Source organism: Demequina capsici (genome assembly GCF_032102965.1).
GTDB lineage: Bacteria > Actinomycetota > Actinomycetes > Actinomycetales > Demequinaceae > Demequina > Demequina capsici.
In genome coordinates, this window is the sequence record NZ_CP134880.1 from 2,553,812 (window position 1) to 2,567,869 (window position 14,058).

The 14,058-nt window shown below is 70.6% G+C and carries 12 protein-coding genes and 2 tRNA genes; 4 read left to right on the forward strand and 10 right to left on the reverse strand.

Translation table 11 applies throughout. The features are described 5' to 3' along the window. The first annotated feature begins 130 nt into the window (after nt 1-130). Together RN607_RS12175 and RN607_RS12180 are read left to right on the forward strand one after the other, a co-directional pair. Nucleotides 131-865: an ABC transporter ATP-binding protein gene (locus tag RN607_RS12175; RefSeq protein ID WP_313497568.1), complete on the forward strand. Its 735-nt coding sequence runs from the start codon at nt 131-133 to the stop codon at nt 863-865. Continuing rightward, nucleotides 865-3,408, forward strand: coding sequence for an ABC transporter permease (locus RN607_RS12180; protein WP_313542849.1), 2,544 nt, complete (start codon nt 865-867; stop codon nt 3,406-3,408). The genes RN607_RS12175 and RN607_RS12180 overlap by 1 nt, the downstream gene beginning before the upstream one ends. Before the next feature lie 95 nt (nt 3,409-3,503). Here the strand turns inward: RN607_RS12180 and RN607_RS12185 are convergent, their stop codons facing one another. Both RN607_RS12185 and RN607_RS12190 read right to left on the reverse strand, forming a co-directional pair. Then, nucleotides 3,504-4,562: a UDP-N-acetylmuramate dehydrogenase gene (locus tag RN607_RS12185; RefSeq protein WP_313542852.1), complete on the reverse strand. Its 1,059-nt coding sequence runs from the start codon at nt 4,560-4,562 to the stop codon at nt 3,504-3,506. 13 nt (nt 4,563-4,575) lie between these two features. Then, the gene (locus RN607_RS12190) at nt 4,576-5,928 is read right to left on the reverse strand and encodes an MFS transporter (RefSeq protein ID WP_313542854.1); all 1,353 of its coding nucleotides are present in this window, start codon (nt 5,926-5,928) and stop codon (nt 4,576-4,578) included. A gap of 103 nt (nt 5,929-6,031) precedes the next feature. On the opposite strand from RN607_RS12190, the gene RN607_RS12195 reads away from it, so the two are divergent. After that, nucleotides 6,032-7,087, forward strand: a complete 1,056-nt coding sequence (locus tag RN607_RS12195) for a LacI family DNA-binding transcriptional regulator (protein WP_313542856.1) — start codon at nt 6,032-6,034, stop codon at nt 7,085-7,087. A gap of 12 nt (nt 7,088-7,099) precedes the next feature. On the opposite strand, the gene RN607_RS12200 is transcribed toward RN607_RS12195, so the two are convergent. The 7 genes from RN607_RS12200 to RN607_RS12230 form a co-directional block, all read right to left on the reverse strand. Beyond that, nucleotides 7,100-8,575 carry an NCS2 family permease gene (locus tag RN607_RS12200; protein ID WP_313542858.1) on the reverse strand — a complete coding sequence of 492 codons (1,476 nt, stop codon included), beginning with the start codon at nt 8,573-8,575 and terminating at the stop codon, nt 7,100-7,102. Nucleotides 8,576-8,678: 103 nt separating this feature from the next. Continuing rightward, a complete protein-coding gene (locus RN607_RS12205) occupies nt 8,679-9,110 on the reverse strand; it encodes a MaoC/PaaZ C-terminal domain-containing protein (protein WP_313497577.1) in 432 nt (143 codons plus the stop codon). Then, nucleotides 9,107-9,553, reverse strand: coding sequence for an FAS1-like dehydratase domain-containing protein (locus RN607_RS12210; protein WP_313497579.1), 447 nt, complete (start codon nt 9,551-9,553; stop codon nt 9,107-9,109). The genes RN607_RS12205 and RN607_RS12210 overlap by 4 nt, the downstream gene beginning before the upstream one ends. A gap of 53 nt (nt 9,554-9,606) precedes the next feature. After that, nucleotides 9,607-10,611, reverse strand: a complete 1,005-nt coding sequence (locus RN607_RS12215) for an endonuclease/exonuclease/phosphatase family protein (RefSeq protein WP_313542860.1) — start codon at nt 10,609-10,611, stop codon at nt 9,607-9,609. 100 nt (nt 10,612-10,711) lie between these two features. After that, complete coding sequence (gene rpmG / locus RN607_RS12220) at nt 10,712-10,876, reverse strand: 50S ribosomal protein L33 (RefSeq protein ID WP_062200684.1); 165 nt, start codon at nt 10,874-10,876, stop codon at nt 10,712-10,714. A gap of 68 nt (nt 10,877-10,944) precedes the next feature. Next, nucleotides 10,945-11,018, reverse strand: a tRNA-Met gene (locus RN607_RS12225). 34 nt (nt 11,019-11,052) lie between these two features. Further along, nucleotides 11,053-11,125, reverse strand: a tRNA-Thr gene (locus tag RN607_RS12230). A gap of 131 nt (nt 11,126-11,256) precedes the next feature. On the opposite strand from RN607_RS12230, the gene RN607_RS12235 reads away from it, so the two are divergent. After that, a complete protein-coding gene (locus RN607_RS12235; protein ID WP_313542861.1) occupies nt 11,257-12,555 on the forward strand; it encodes a winged helix-turn-helix domain-containing protein in 1,299 nt (432 codons plus the stop codon). A 57-nt stretch (nt 12,556-12,612) separates the two neighbouring features. Here RN607_RS12235 and RN607_RS12240 read toward each other — a convergent pair whose 3' ends face one another. Next, nucleotides 12,613-13,836, reverse strand: coding sequence for an MFS transporter (locus tag RN607_RS12240; protein WP_313542863.1), 1,224 nt, complete (start codon nt 13,834-13,836; stop codon nt 12,613-12,615). Nucleotides 13,837-14,058 lie beyond the last annotated feature (222 nt).

A 14,058-nucleotide genomic window follows, 5' to 3' on the forward strand; every position in this document is an offset into this window, starting at 1 on the left:
CCCGGCGTCGTCCACGCGAACGACGGCCGCGAACCGTCCTGAAGGACGATGCCCAGCCGCGTCCGACGCGTCCACACTGGACCCGTCAGACGTACCGCGCAGCTCGCGCGGGCTTCATGAAGGGGACAGCATGACCACCACCTCCCTCGCCGCCACGATGCGCGGCGGCTACAAGGACTACGGCTTCGGCGACACCGCCGTGCGGGCGCTCGACGGGATCAACGTCGACATCGCCCGCCACGAGTTCACCGCGATCATGGGCCCGTCGGGCTCGGGCAAGTCGACCCTGCTCCACACCCTCGCCGGCCTCGACAAGCTCACCGCAGGCGAGTCGTCGATCGCCGACATCGTGATCACCCAGCTGCCCGAGGCGAAGGTCACGGAGGTCCGTCGCGACCACATCGGCTTCGTCTTCCAGTCGTTCAACCTGATCCCGTCGCTCACCGCGAAGGAGAACATCACCCTTCCGCTCGACATCTCCGGCAAGCCCGTCGAGAAGTCGTGGTTCGACGAGATCATCGGGATCCTCGGTCTCGGGGACCGCCTCACCCACCTCCCAGCGGAGCTGTCGGGCGGCCAGCAGCAGCGCGTCGCCGTCGCACGTGCCCTCGTCGCCCGGCCGGAGATCATCTTCGCCGACGAGCCGTCCGGCAACCTGGACTCCCGCTCCGGCGCCGAGCTGCTCGGCTTCATGCGTCGCGCCGTGAAGGAGTTCGGCCAGACCATCGTCATGGTCACGCATGACCCGTCCGCCGCCGCGTACGCCGACCGCATCCTGTTCCTCGAGGACGGGCAGATCGTCGACGAGATGCGCGAGCCGACCGCCGACCGCGTCCTCGACCGCATGAAGCAGATGGGGCACTGATGTTCCGTCTCGCCTACAAGTCCGTCAAGCACAACCCGAAGCGGTTGGTGCTCACGGCGGTCGCGGTGGCGCTCGGAGTGGCGCTCGTCGCCGCGACCCTCACCCTGACCAACGCGCTCTCGAGCGGCTTCGACAAGCTGTTCGGGGAGATCTACGCCACCACCGACGTGGTCGTGGAGCAGGTCCCGACCGACCAGGCGGCCGGCACCGGGAACAGCATGTTCGACGCCTCGACGTCGATCTTCACGCAGCAGGACCTCGCAGCGATCGAGGCCGTCGACGGCGTCGCGGCCGCGTACGGAGGCATCCAGGTCGACGGCACCGTCCTCCCGAACGGCTACGAGCCGTCCGGCGACCTCATGTCCGGCACGGGCGGCGGCCCCACCCAGATGTTCAACTGGACCGGTGAGCCGAAGGTCGACAAGGCCACGCTCGTGGAGGGCGCCGCACCCACCTCCGACGACCAGATCGTGCTCGACGTCGACTCGGCGCCTCGCCTCGGCTACGCGATCGGGGACACCGTCACCGTCGCCATGAACGACGGCGTCTCCGAGTTCACGCTCGTGGGCCTCGTGCGCTTCGGCGAGTCCAACTCGCTGCAGGGCGCCACGCTCGCCTACGTCACCGAGGCGGAGGCGCACGCGCTCGTGGGCGACGACGGATTCCAGCAGATCGCCGTCGTCACCGCCGACGGGGCTGACAAGGATGCGGTCGCCGCGGCGATCAACGAGATCCTGCCCGATGGCACGCGCGCCATCACAGGTGAGAAGAAGGCCGCCGAGCAGGCGTCCCAACTCGACGACATCCTCCAGTACATCGACATCTTCGCGATCGCGTTCGGCCTGATCGCGCTGTTCGTCGGCTCGTACATCATCGTGAACACGTTCCGCATCATCGTCACACAGCGCACCAGGGAGTTCGGCCTGATGCGAGCGATCGGCGTCACCGGACGCCAGCTGCGCACGATGATCCTGCTCGAGGCTGTCGTGATCGCCGTCGTGTCCGCGACGATCGGCATCATCCTCGGATACCTGGGCGCGCTCGGCATGTCCGCCCTCGTGGAGGCGTTCTCAGGAGACCTGTTCGGAACCGTGACGCTGCCGATCGACGCCGTCCTGTACAGCTACGCGCTCGGCGCGCTCGTCACGCTCGTGTCGGCCCTGCTGCCCGCCATCCACGCGTCCACGATCTCCCCCATGGAGGCGCTGCGGGAGGCCGCGACCGAGTCCAAGAAGCCGCTCAAGGTGCGCAACATCGTGGGCGGCGCGATCGCGGCGCTCGGGCTCGTGGCTGTCGCGGTCGGCCTCTACACCGGCATCGAGAACCCGTACATCTACGTGGGCGCCGGCGCCATGGCGCTCGTCATCGGCGTGACCCTGCTGGCCGCGCAGGTGCTGGTGCCGCTGGCATTCGGGCTGCGGGACGTGCTCACGCGTGTGTTCAAGATCGACGGGAAGCTGGCGGCGAACAACATCCGTCGCGAGCCGCGTCGCAGCGCGAACACGGCTGCGGCGCTGATGATCGGCGTCATGCTGCTGGCTCTGGTGGCGACGTTCACCGAGTCCCTCAAGGCGGTCGTGACGAGCCAGTTCAGCCAGATCGAGGCGGACTTCTTCGCGCTCAGCACCGGCGGGACGGTTCCGCAAGGCGCGATCGACATCATCTCCGGCACCGACGGGGTCGACTTCGTGACGACCATCGCGCTCGAGTCCGCCCAGTACGACGGCACCCCTGAGTCGGTGGCGGTGATCGAGGCGGACAAGGCGGACCTCGCCTACGACTACGACAACACGCCGAACTTCGACCAGATCGACGGCGGAGTGTTCATCGGGCCCGACATCCAGGCGCTCGGGGTCCAGGTGGGCGACGAGGTCACCCTCACCGGCACCGACGGTACCGCGACGCTCCAGGTGACCGGCCTGTACAACACCGAGGGCGACGCCTCATTCTGGGTGGACACGGCCCAGGGCGACGCGCTGTTCGGCACGGTCGAGGCCTCGCAGGCGCTCGTCGTGCTGGACGACGGCGTGGACGTCGACGCGATGCAGACGACCCTGTCCGCCGAGCTGGCGCAGGACTACCCGCTCGTGGTGCTGCAGCAGCCCGGTCAGCTCGCGCAGCTGGCGAACACGTTCATCGATCTGCTGCTCGGCGTCATCTCCGCGTTGCTGGGTGCGGCGCTGATCATCGCGATCCTGGGCGTGGCGAACACCCTGCTGCTGTCGGTGACGGAGCGGACCCGGGAGATCGGCCTGCTGCGTGCCGTCGGCGTCCGCAAGTCCTCGATCTGGCGGATGATCACGATCGAGTCGATGGTCATGGCGATCTTCGGCACGATCCTGGGGATGATCCTGGGCGTGGGCCTGGGTGCCGCGCTGGTGAAGGCGCTTGCCGAGTTCGGCTTCACGACGGTCGCGATCCCGTGGGTGTGGCTGATCGTCTACACGGTCGGAGCTGCGATCTCCGGCGTGATCGCCGCCATCTGGCCCGCCTGGAGGGCGTCCCGGATGGACATCCTCAAGGCGATCGCCACGGACGGCTGACCCGGACCGGCCGCCCGGCGGCCGAATCCGTGGTCGCGACGTTCGCGAAGGCCCTGGAGCGCACGCTCCGGGGTCTTCGCGCGTCGCAGGCGACGTCAGAGCGTGGCGCCCACAAGGACCGGCTCGGGCACGAGCATGATGCCGAAGCGATCCGCGACACCGCCACGGATCACGCGCGCCAGCTCCAGCAGGTCGTCCGCCGAGGCGCCTCCCCGGTTGGTGAGCGCCAGCGTGTGCTTGGTGCTGAGCGAGGCCGGCGCGTCGGGCCCGACGGCGAAGCCGCGCGGGAAGCCCGCCTGCTCGATCAGCCAGGCCGCGGACGTCTTGACACGCGCCTCGTCGCCGGTGGCGTACGCGGGTGCGCCATCGGGAAGCGCGCCCGCAGGCACGATGGGGTTGGTGAAGAACGAGCCCGCGGACCAGGTGTCGTGGTCCGAGGCATCCAGCACCATTCCCTTGGAGGCGCGCAGCGCGAGCACCGCCTGCCGCACGTCGGTGATCGGCACGCGCGTGCCCAGCTCGACGTCCAGCGCAGTCGCGAGCTGCTGGTAGCGGATCGGCGCGGAGATGCTCGCCATACGCGTGTGGAACGTGACGTCCATGACGACGTAGCGCGGCGTCGGCCCCCAGGGACCGTCGGTCATGGTGCGCTTCAGCATGGAGTCGCGGTAGCCGAACTGCGCCTTCACGAGCGGCAGCGACGTGACGGCCTGACGCTCGCGGTCCCACGTGCGGACCAGGGCGACGATGTCCTTGACCTCGGCGCCGTACGCCCCCACGTTCTGGACGGGTGTGGCGCCGGTGGAGCCCGGGATGCCCGAGAGCGCCTCGAAGCCGCTCCATCGCGAGGCGACCGCCTGGTCGACCAACGCGTCCCACGGCATGCCTGCGGTGGCGGTGATCTCCAGCCCTCCGCACGACCCGTGGTTGGCGAGCGACACGTCGGTCCTGGTGTCCTTGACGACGCGACCGTCGAAGCCCTGATCGCCGATCAGCAGGTTGGACCCGCCTCCGATGACGAGCAGCGGCGTGCCGTCGGCGTCCGCGCTCCGGACGGCGTCGATGAGCTCCGACTCGGTGCTCGCCTCGACCAGGTCGCGTGCGGGCCCCCCGACCCGGAAGGTGGTGAGATCGGCCAGGCGGGGTGACGTCATGCGTCCAGCGTAGTCAGCGTCGACGCCACCGAGACGCGACCCGTTCGCCGGGTATCCCCGCGGTGTCGCTGCCGCTGAGCGAGGCCGCCTCGTCGGCGGCCAGGACCGCGGCACCGACGGCGCGCTCCTGGGCACGGCGCGAACGGAACAGGCCCTTGGGCGACCGGACCGCGCGCGCGAGCGTGAAGGTGATCGTCGCGGCGACGAGCACCAGCAGCAGCGCGTACCGGAGCTCGACGAGCTCGGCGACGCGCCCGACCAGCTGCGGCACCACGAGGCCCGCGATCGTCGAGAACGACGACACGGCAGCCATGCGGGCCGCTGCGCGGGCAGGGTCGTCCGCCGCAGCGCTGAAGCCGATGGGTGCGCCGAGCGCCGCGCCCATGCCCCACAGCGCGGCCGCGACCGGCACCAGGTGGACCGCGGGTGTGAACGCGTACAGGAGCACGCCCGAGGCGACGAGCACCGCGGAGGCACGCAGCGAGACGACGCGTCCCAGCCGGCCGATGACGCGCGCGCCGAACCAGCGGACCGTCACCATCGCGACGACGAACACCCAGTAGACGAGGTCCGCCGTCGACTCGGTCAGGCCGAAGTCGTCGACGACCGAGAGCGGCAGCCACTGCGCCGCGACGTTCTCGGTCATCGCGCCGGCGAACACGATCATGCCGATGAGGATCACGTGCGGATCCCGGTACTCGGCCTTCGCGGTGGCGAACGGGCCGCCGAGGCTGGCGGCCGCGGCGTCGGGGTCGGGCCGCCCGTCGATCGTGGACAGCGGCACGATGAACAGGCGCGCGACGGTGGCGACGGTCCCCACGATCAGGAAGTGCCACAGGGGTGCGATGCCCGCGTGCGAGAACAGGACGCCGACGCCCAGCCCGATGGCCATGCCGAGTGAGAAGCCCGCATGGAACTGCGGCATGATCGCCCGGCCCACGCGGCGCTCGATGCGAGCCGCCTCGGTGTTCATCGCGACGTTCGTGAACGCGAACGAGAAGCTGACCAGGAAGTATCCCGCGGCGAACAGCACGTGGTCCCCGAGCATCGTCGCGAGACCGACCATCGAGATCGCGCCCAGGTAGGACAGGTTGGACCACCACAGGAGCGCGCGCGTGCCCAGGCGCGCGGCGGCCCAGCCGGTGATGAGGAGCGCGGTGAGCGCGCCGACCGCTCCGAAGATCAGGAGGGTCGCGAGCCCTGCGGGGCTGACGTCCAGCAGGTCGCGCATGGACGGCACGCGGGACAGGAACGTCGCGGTGAGCAGGCCGAGGAACCCGAACAGTGAGAGCACGCCGATCCGCGCCGAACGGACCCGCGAGGCGTCGGGGGCGGTGGTGGGCGCGAAGCCGAAGGAGGGAAGCATGGCATCCAGGGTTCGAAACGTTTCGACATGGACGATGATACGGCTAGCCTGGCGTCACGACGCACGCGCGACGCACCCGCGCCGCGCCGACACGAGGAGGAGCATGGCCCGCACCCGACGACCGACGATGGCCGACGTCGCCGCGCAGGCCGGAGTCTCGGTGTCCACCGTCTCGCTCGCCTACTCGGGCGCGGGCCCGCTCACCGAGGAGACCCGCGCCAAGGTCATGGCGGCTGCCGCCGAGCTCGACTACGCGGGCCCGTCGGCGCAGGCGCGCGCGCTCCGCTCAGGCCGCACAGGGATCGTCGGTGTCGTGGTCCACGAGCGCCTGGTCCGGTCCCTGCGCGACCCGCTGCAGCTGCGCATCCTCGACGCGCTTGTCGAGGACCTGGGCGAGCTCGGCGTCGGAGTCCTCCTGCTGCCCTCCCCCGCGGCCGACGACCGCGACAGGTCGCTGGTCGCGACCGCCGCGATGGACGCCGCCGTGGTGCTGCGAGTGCGCGACCACGACGAGCCCGCGCTCGAGATCCTGCGGCGACGCGGCATCCCCGCAGTCGCGATGGAGGCGCCCGACGGCGCGGTCACCGCGCACGTCACGATCGACGACACTGCGGCCACGGCAGAGCTGGTGCGGCGCCTCCGGCGGCTGGGCCACACCCGCATCGCCACGGTCACGGTGCCGATGACCGACGACGCACGCACCCGGCTGGTCGACGCGGAAGCGCTGCCCGACCCGATGTGGACGGCGGCGAGGCACCGGCTTGACGCGTTCACGCAGACGGGCGTCACCCCCTGCGCCATCGTCGAGTCGGAGGCGTCGAACGTCGAGGCAGGCATGCAGGCCGGCCGGCTGCTCCTCGCTCACCCGTCACGGCCCACCGCGATCGTGTGCCACTCCGATCTGCTGGCGGGAGGCGTGATCGTCGCGGCGAGGGAGGCGGGGCTGGAGGTGCCGCGCGACCTGTCGGTCACCGGCTTCGACGGCCTGGAGCTGCCGTGGCTCGCCCCCCTGCAGCTCACCACCCAGGCGCAGGACGGCACCGCCAAGGGTCACGCGATCGCCGCCGCCGTGCGCGACGTCCTGTCGGGAGGCACACCCGGCGAGATCCGCATCGAGCTGGAGCTGCGCGAGGGCACGACCATCGCCAGCCCGCGCTGACGCGCATACGGCTCAGCCGACGCCGAGCACGCTCTGGATCGCAGGGAGCGCGAAGTAGACGGCGAAAGCCGCGGCGCCCACCCACATCAGCGGCTTGATCTCCCTGAGGCGGCCGGTGCCCGCCGCGATCGCGACATAGGCGATGAAGCCGATGCCGATCCCCGCGGCGATCGAGTAGCCGAACGGCATCACGATGATCGTGAGGAACGCGGGCACGGCGATGCGGAAGTCGCGCCAGTCGATGTCGGTCGCGGAGGCGAGCATCATGAGGCCGACGAGCACGAGCACGGGGGTCGCGGCCTCGAACGGCACGATGTTCGCGAGCGGAGACAGGAACGTCGCGACCAGGAACGCGAGACCCGTCACGACCGACGCGAGACCCGTGCGCGCACCGTCGCCCACGCCCGAGGCGGACTCGACGTAGGCCGTGTTCGACGACACCGACGCAGCACCGCCGGCCATGGCGGCGAGCGAGTCGACGATGAGGATCTGCTGCGAGTTCTCCGGGACGCCGTCCTCATCGTTGAGGTGCGCCTCCTCACCCACGGCCGTCATCGTCCCCAGCGTGTCGAAGAAGTCCACCACGAGCAGGGAGAAGATCGTCATGAGCACCGTGACCACGGCCACGCCCGAGTCGAAGGCCCCGAAGAGGCTCACCTGGCCCAGCAGGCCCAGGTCGGGGACGAAGGACCAGTCCTGCCCTGCGAGCGTCGGCACGACGAGCGCCCAGCCGCCGGGGTTGTCCGCGCTCGCGGGCCCGAAGCCCCAGACGGCCTCCACGATGAACGCGACCACCGTGATGCTGACGATCGACAGCAGCAGCGCACCCTTGACCTTGCGCGCCAGCAGGATGCCGCCGAGCACGATGCCCACCAGGAACAGCAGCGTGGGCACTGTGGCGATCGAGCCTCCGTCACCGAAGGCGCCCGGCGTGGACGACGTGAGGTCGTCGGTGATCATGCCCGAGTCCCAGAAGGCGATGTACGCGAGGAACAGCCCGATGCCTGCGGCGATCGCCTTCTTGAGCGGCATGGGGACCGCCAGCAGGAACTTGAGCCGCAGCTTGGTCAGCACCAGCACCAGCACCAGGGCGCCTTCGATCACGATCAGACCCATCGCCTCGGGCCACGTGAACATGCCCGAGCCCACCAGCCCGTACGCGACGAAGGCATTGATGCCGAGGCCCGCCGCGATGGCGATCGGGAAGCGTGCGTACGCCCCCATCAGGATGGTCAGCACGCCGGCGACCAGAGCGGTCGCCGCGGCGATCATGCCCAGGTTCGGCGCGGCGCCACCCCCCAGGTAGTTGCCGTCCTTGTCCTGCACGAAGCCCAGGATCAGAGGGTTCAGCACCACGATGTACGCCATCGTGAAGAACGTCGTGAGCCCCCCGCGGATCTCCTGGCTGAACGTGGAACCGCGCTCGGTGATGCCGAAGTAGGCGTCGAGGCGCATGCGGACGCCGGTGTCCTGTGCGGTGGAGGTCATGACTGTCATGGTGCCAGGGCGAGGTCCCAGACCCGTGCGTCATCGGTCCCAGAACAGCGAGGGCCCGCGAGGTGCGCGCTCACATCCACACGCACCGCGCCTGTCAGGCGCAGCTGACGAGCGCCTGCGCCTTGACGAGCACCTTCTGCCCATCGAGCTCGACGGTGACATCGATGCGAGCGGTGCGCGTCTCGTCGTCCAGGCTGCCGACCGTGGCGGTGAACATGACGGTCGCCTCGCCGGGATTCGGCACAGGGATGGGGCGCGCGAACCGGCACTGGAGGTCGACGACGTTGCCGGGTCCGGCCCACTCCTCGACGACCGATGCCGCCGTGCCCATGGTGAGCATGCCGTGCGCGATCACGCCGGGGAGCCCGACTGACTGCGCGACGACGTCGTTGTAGTGGATCGGGTTGAAGTCGCCGGAGGCTCCGGCATACCGCACGAGCGAGTCCCTGGTGAAGCCGACCTCGCGGGTGGCGACGATCTGGCCCTTCTCGAGGCCCTCGAACGAGGGTGCGTCCTGGTCGCTCATGCGTCCTCCCTCACTGCCAGCGTGGACAGCACGGTGGCGACAGGCGCGCCGTCCAGGTCCGCGAGCTCCGCGCGGGTGGTCACGGTGGACACTCCCCCACGGCTGACGATGCGATCGATGTGGATGGTCGTGGAGATCTCGTCCCCCGCGACGATCGGGCGGTGGTGCGTGAAACGCTCGTCGGCGTGGACCACCTTGGAGAAGTCGACGCCGACCTCAGGGTCCTGCACCACGTGGAACTCGGCGCGCTGCGCGATGACGACCGCGAACGTGCTCGGCGCGACGAGGTCTGCGTAGCCCTCGGCCTGCGCGGCGTCGACGTCGCGGTGAGCGAAGGACCGAGCGTCCACCGCATCGGCGAACTCGCGGATCTTGGCGCGCGAGACCTCGTAGGGCTCGTGCGGGCCGTAGCTGCGGCCCTGGGCATCGGGGTTCACTGGCACGGCGCCAGCCTAGCGAACCGGGCCGACGCGGGCGTGGCGCACAGACCGCGCGGTCAGCCGGGCTCCGCCGCACCGTAGGTGGCGACGAACGCGCGGTGGTCGGTGCCGGGGATCGTCACCGCCTCCGTGGATGTCGCGACGAACGGCACGTCGCGCACGAGCACATGGTCGATCGCCACGAAGGGGAAGGGCGACCCGCTCGCCGGGAACGTCGCCTGAATCCCGGATCCGGCCTGGTCGGCGGCGTCGATGAGGCCGATCGACTCGAGCGCGCGGAACGCCGCATGATCCCGCGTGGTGTTGAGGTCGCCGAGCACGAGCACGGGACCGGAGGTGCCCTCCACCCACCCCTGCAGCAGATCGAGGTCGGACGCCCACCTGCCGTGATCGCGCAGCTCCGGCGCGGCGGGATGCGCGACGAGCACGGTGACCGTGACGCCGTCGACGTCGACGGCCGCCGCGACGGCGCGGGAGTACAGGCCCTCCACGGCCGTGGCGGGCTGCGCGGGAAGCCGGGTCCACAGCCCGGTGCCGGTCACGCCGGGCTCTGGCCACGCGTCGGCGTAGGAGAACTGCCGTCCGATCCCGGCCGCCTCGAGGTCGTCGAGCATCCCCGGCGTGAGCTCCTCGACGGCCAGCACGTCGACGCCGCGGTCGTCGGCAAGATCGACGATCGCGTCCGCGTCGGCCAGGCCCAGCCGCGCGTTGACCGTGAGGACCGTCAGCACCGGGCTCGCATCGGAGCCGCCGGTGTACAGGGGGATGATCCAGGACGCGCCCACCGCGAGCATGGCGAATGCGGCGATCGCCGTTCCCCAGGCGCGCGACACCAGCGCGAGCACGAGGGGCACGAGCAGCGCGGCGCTGAACCACGGGGTGAGCGCGACGAGTACCGCGAGCGGCCCGGGCTCGATGCCCGTGAGCCTCGCGAGAAAGGGGACGGCGAGCGCCGCCGTGGCGAGCAGCGCGAGCAGATGACCGATCCGATGGCCGAGCGGCGCAGGAGGCCTGAAGCGCCGATGCCGCACCACGTGCGAGTCGATCTCCCCTGCGGCCATGCCGCCGAGTCTGGCACGCGCCGTCGGCCAGGGAACGACGAAGGCCCGCCCTGTGGACAGGGCGGGCCTTCGCTTCAACGGCTCTGTGGCCGCGACTTGCTCAGCGCGTCTCGCGGTGCGCGGTGTGCTTGCCGCACTTCGGGCAGAACTTGGAGAGCTCCACACGGTCAGGGTTGTTGCGGCGGTTCTTGCGCGTGATGTAGTTGCGGTTCTTGCAGTCCACGCACGCGAGCGTGATCTTGGGGCGAACGTCGTTCTTGGCCATGATGTCTCTCCCAGCCTTCGAGGGCGCGCTCTACAGCGCGAAGGCCCGGGGTGATTCCCGGGCCTCAGTAGCGAGGGCGGGGCTCGAACCCGCGACCTCACGATTATGAGTCGTGCGCTCTAACCAGCTGAGCTACCCCGCCACGGTCCGATGCTCGTGAGAAGCATCGAACTGAGAGCCCCGACAGGGAATCGAACCCTGGACCTTTTCCTTACCATGGAAACGCTCTGCCGACTGAGCTATCGGGGCCAGCCGGAACAGAGTACACGCCAGCGCGCCAGAACGCGAAATCGAATCATGCACCTCGCGCGCGCGGCCTCGTCGGGCCCGTCGGGGCCGTGTTCTCCGCCATGTCCGACCCCCCACCTAGAGTGTTCGACGTGACCGATTCCCTGTCCGCCGCCCAGGCCCGCCGGACGTTCCTCGACGCGCAGGGGCTTGCCCGCAGGCGGCCCTCGCGCCGGCCGCGGGCGGCGGACTTCCAGGCGTACCTCGAGTCCCAGGGCGTGCTGCAGCTCGACACGGTGAACGTGCTTGCCAGGGCGCACTACATGCCCCTCTTCTCGCGCCTCGGCGGCTACGACACCGCAGCGTTGGACGCCCACCTGTGGGGCGATCACGCCGGCCACTCGCCGCACGTCTTCGAGCACTGGGGTCACGAGGCTTCCGTCATGCCGCGAGACCTGCTGCCTGCGATGCACCATCGGATGCAGGGCAAGGCGTCGTGGAAGTCGCGCACGCGGGCGCGGCTGGACCGGGAGCGTCCGGGGCTCCTGGAGCAGGTGCGGGCCGCCGTGGACGCGGAGGGGCCCGTGACCGCGGGCCAGCTGGAGCACCTGGCGCCGCACGAGGGCCCACGCGGACCGTGGTGGGACACCACCCATGTGAAGGACGCGCTCGAGTACCTGTTCATCACGGGCGGCGTCGCCGCCTCCCGTGGCCGCCACTTCACCCGCACCTACGACTCGACGGCTCGCGCGTGGGGCCTCGCCGCGGCGGACGAGCGCGGGGGCTGGGGGCTTCCCCCCGCGCAGGCGCATCAGCTGCTGTTCGACCGCGGGCTCGCCGCCGTCGGCATCGGCACCGTCCGTGACCTGTGCGACCACTTCCGACTGCCGTTCCAGGCGGGCGCGCGCGAGGCCGGCGGCGCAGGAGGCCCGGCCTGGGCGGCGTCGGCCGTGGAGAGGGGCCTCGCCCAGTGGGTGACGGTCGAGGGCTGGAAGGAGCCCGCACTGCTCGCGACGGCATCCGCCGGCGCGCCGGCATGGCATCGCCCGGCGAGCGATCCCGGTCGGGCCACCGGGGCCGCCCTGCTCAGCCCGTTCGACCCTGTGTGCTGGTTCCGGCCGCGACTGCTGCGCATGTTCGGCATGGACTATCGGATCGAGATCTACACCCCCGAGCCGAAGCGCGTCTTCGGGTACTACTGCCTGCCGTTCCTGCTGGGCGATCAGATGGTGGGGCGAGTGGACCTCAAGGCCGATCGCAAGGCGGGCAGGCTGCTGGTGCAGGCGGCGTGGCGGGAGGAGCGAACCGTGCCGGGCGCACGACGCCGCAAGGACGACGAGGTGGGCGTGGCGCTGCGTCACGAGCTGGAGCTGATGGCGACCTGGCTGGGCCTGCACGAGGTGCGGATCGCACCACGTGGCAACCTCGCGCCGTCGCTCATGGCAGGTTGATCGCGCTCGTCGCCGGCGTCGAGCGTGCCTGTCCGCCGCCGCGGGAGGCAGGTCCGTTCAACGCAGCGTGCGCGCGCCGTCGGACCCGGTGAAGCGCCCTGCTCCTGCGAGAGCGACGAGCGCGACGGCTCCGAGCAGCGCGGCGAAGACGAGCCCGGTCCATGTGAGGCCCACGACGGTCGACAGCGCACCGGCCGCGATCACGGGCACCGAGATGGACAGGTAGGAGACCAGGAAGTAGGCGGTCGTCACCTGGGTGCGCGCCTCCGGTGGCGTCGCGACCGTCACCGCACGCATCCCCGTCATGAAGAGCAGGCCCATGCCCGCACCGCCGAGCGCGGAGGATGCGAGCACCACCACGAGCGAGGCGCTCGTCAACGCCGCCGCGAGCAGCACCATGCTGGCCGCGAGGGACGCCGCGCCGAGCCTGACGAGAGTGCGGTCCGATCGGCCCTTCAGCGAGATCTGCGCCACAGCCGAGACCCCGAAGAAGAGGAACGTCGCGAAGCCCACCACGACAGGCGCGCTCACATGGAGGACGGAGCCCATGAAGCCCGGCAGGAGCGACGCGAAGATCCCCGACACCGCGAACCCGGCGACAGCGCCCACCGCGGCGGTCGCGAAGAGGCTCCGCGATCTGGGATGCAGCCTCGGCAGCCGGAGACCTCGTGCCGCGCCGGGCCGGCCACCACGCTCACGCACCGGCCACAGCGCCAGCACGCCGACCACCAGCAGCAGCGCGTGCACCACGAACGGCGCACGCAACGGCTCCGCCGCGACCTGGGCGACCGCTCCTGCCATCAGCATGCCGAGGCCCAGGCCCCCGACTTTCGACGCGGTGGCGAGGGACGAGGCCAGCCTGGCCCTACCCTCGGGGGCGTTCTCCAAGACCACCACCGTGCCCGTCGCGGTGAGGATGCCGGCCGCGAGCCCCGACAGCACGCGGCCGACGAAGAGCAGCCACATGTGGTCCGCCACGAGGAAGACCCCCGCGGACGCGAGCGAGAGCACCAGCCCCGCGAGCAGCAGCGGGCGCCGGCCGAGCACATCTGACAGGGTGCCGAACAGCACGAGCGAGGCGATCACGCCGGCCGCGTAGATCGCGTAGAGGACGGTGGCGGTCGCGCTTCCGAATCCGAACCGGTCCTCGTAGAGCGGGTAGAGCGGGGTCGGCATCGTCGTCCCCATCATGACGACGGCCAGGACGTACGACGCGGCGGCGAGGCTCAGACCGGTCGCAGGAAGGGTGCGCGCCGCGCTGGTCGCATCGGCGGTCACCATGCGGGGGTGCTCATCGGCTCATCCACGTCGGGGCCAAGCGCGCGGGCGTCGCGGATATTCCCGCCGGACCGCTCCAGCCGTGCTGCACCGACGGTTCGCACCGATGCGGATTTGGTGGCGGAAGAGACAGTTTGCAGCGCTTACCGCAGTCGAATTGCGTTGTGAGTGTTGATATCGACAGTAACGAGCCGGTGCGACAGTTGCTTTTCGTCGTCGAACCCG

Excerpts from the sequence above, each read along its gene's own strand:
- RN607_RS12175 (WP_313497568.1), top strand. The coding sequence starts at position 131 with ATGACCACCACCTCCCTCGCCGCCACGATGCGCGGCGGCTACAAGGAC.
- RN607_RS12180 (WP_313542849.1), top strand. The coding sequence starts at position 865 with ATGTTCCGTCTCGCCTACAAGTCCGTCAAGCACAACCCGAAGCGGTTG.
- RN607_RS12185 (WP_313542852.1), bottom strand. The coding sequence starts at position 4,562 with ATGACGTCACCCCGCCTGGCCGATCTCACCACCTTCCGGGTCGGGGGG.
- RN607_RS12190 (WP_313542854.1), bottom strand. The coding sequence starts at position 5,928 with ATGCTTCCCTCCTTCGGCTTCGCGCCCACCACCGCCCCCGACGCCTCG.
- RN607_RS12195 (WP_313542856.1), top strand. The coding sequence starts at position 6,032 with ATGGCCCGCACCCGACGACCGACGATGGCCGACGTCGCCGCGCAGGCC.
- RN607_RS12200 (WP_313542858.1), bottom strand. The coding sequence starts at position 8,575 with ATGACCTCCACCGCACAGGACACCGGCGTCCGCATGCGCCTCGACGCC.
- RN607_RS12205 (WP_313497577.1), bottom strand. The coding sequence starts at position 9,110 with ATGAGCGACCAGGACGCACCCTCGTTCGAGGGCCTCGAGAAGGGCCAG.
- RN607_RS12215 (WP_313542860.1), bottom strand. The coding sequence starts at position 10,611 with ATGGCCGCAGGGGAGATCGACTCGCACGTGGTGCGGCATCGGCGCTTC.
- rpmG (WP_062200684.1), bottom strand. The coding sequence starts at position 10,876 with ATGGCCAAGAACGACGTTCGCCCCAAGATCACGCTCGCGTGCGTGGAC.
- RN607_RS12240 (WP_313542863.1), bottom strand. The coding sequence starts at position 13,836 with ATGGTGACCGCCGATGCGACCAGCGCGGCGCGCACCCTTCCTGCGACC.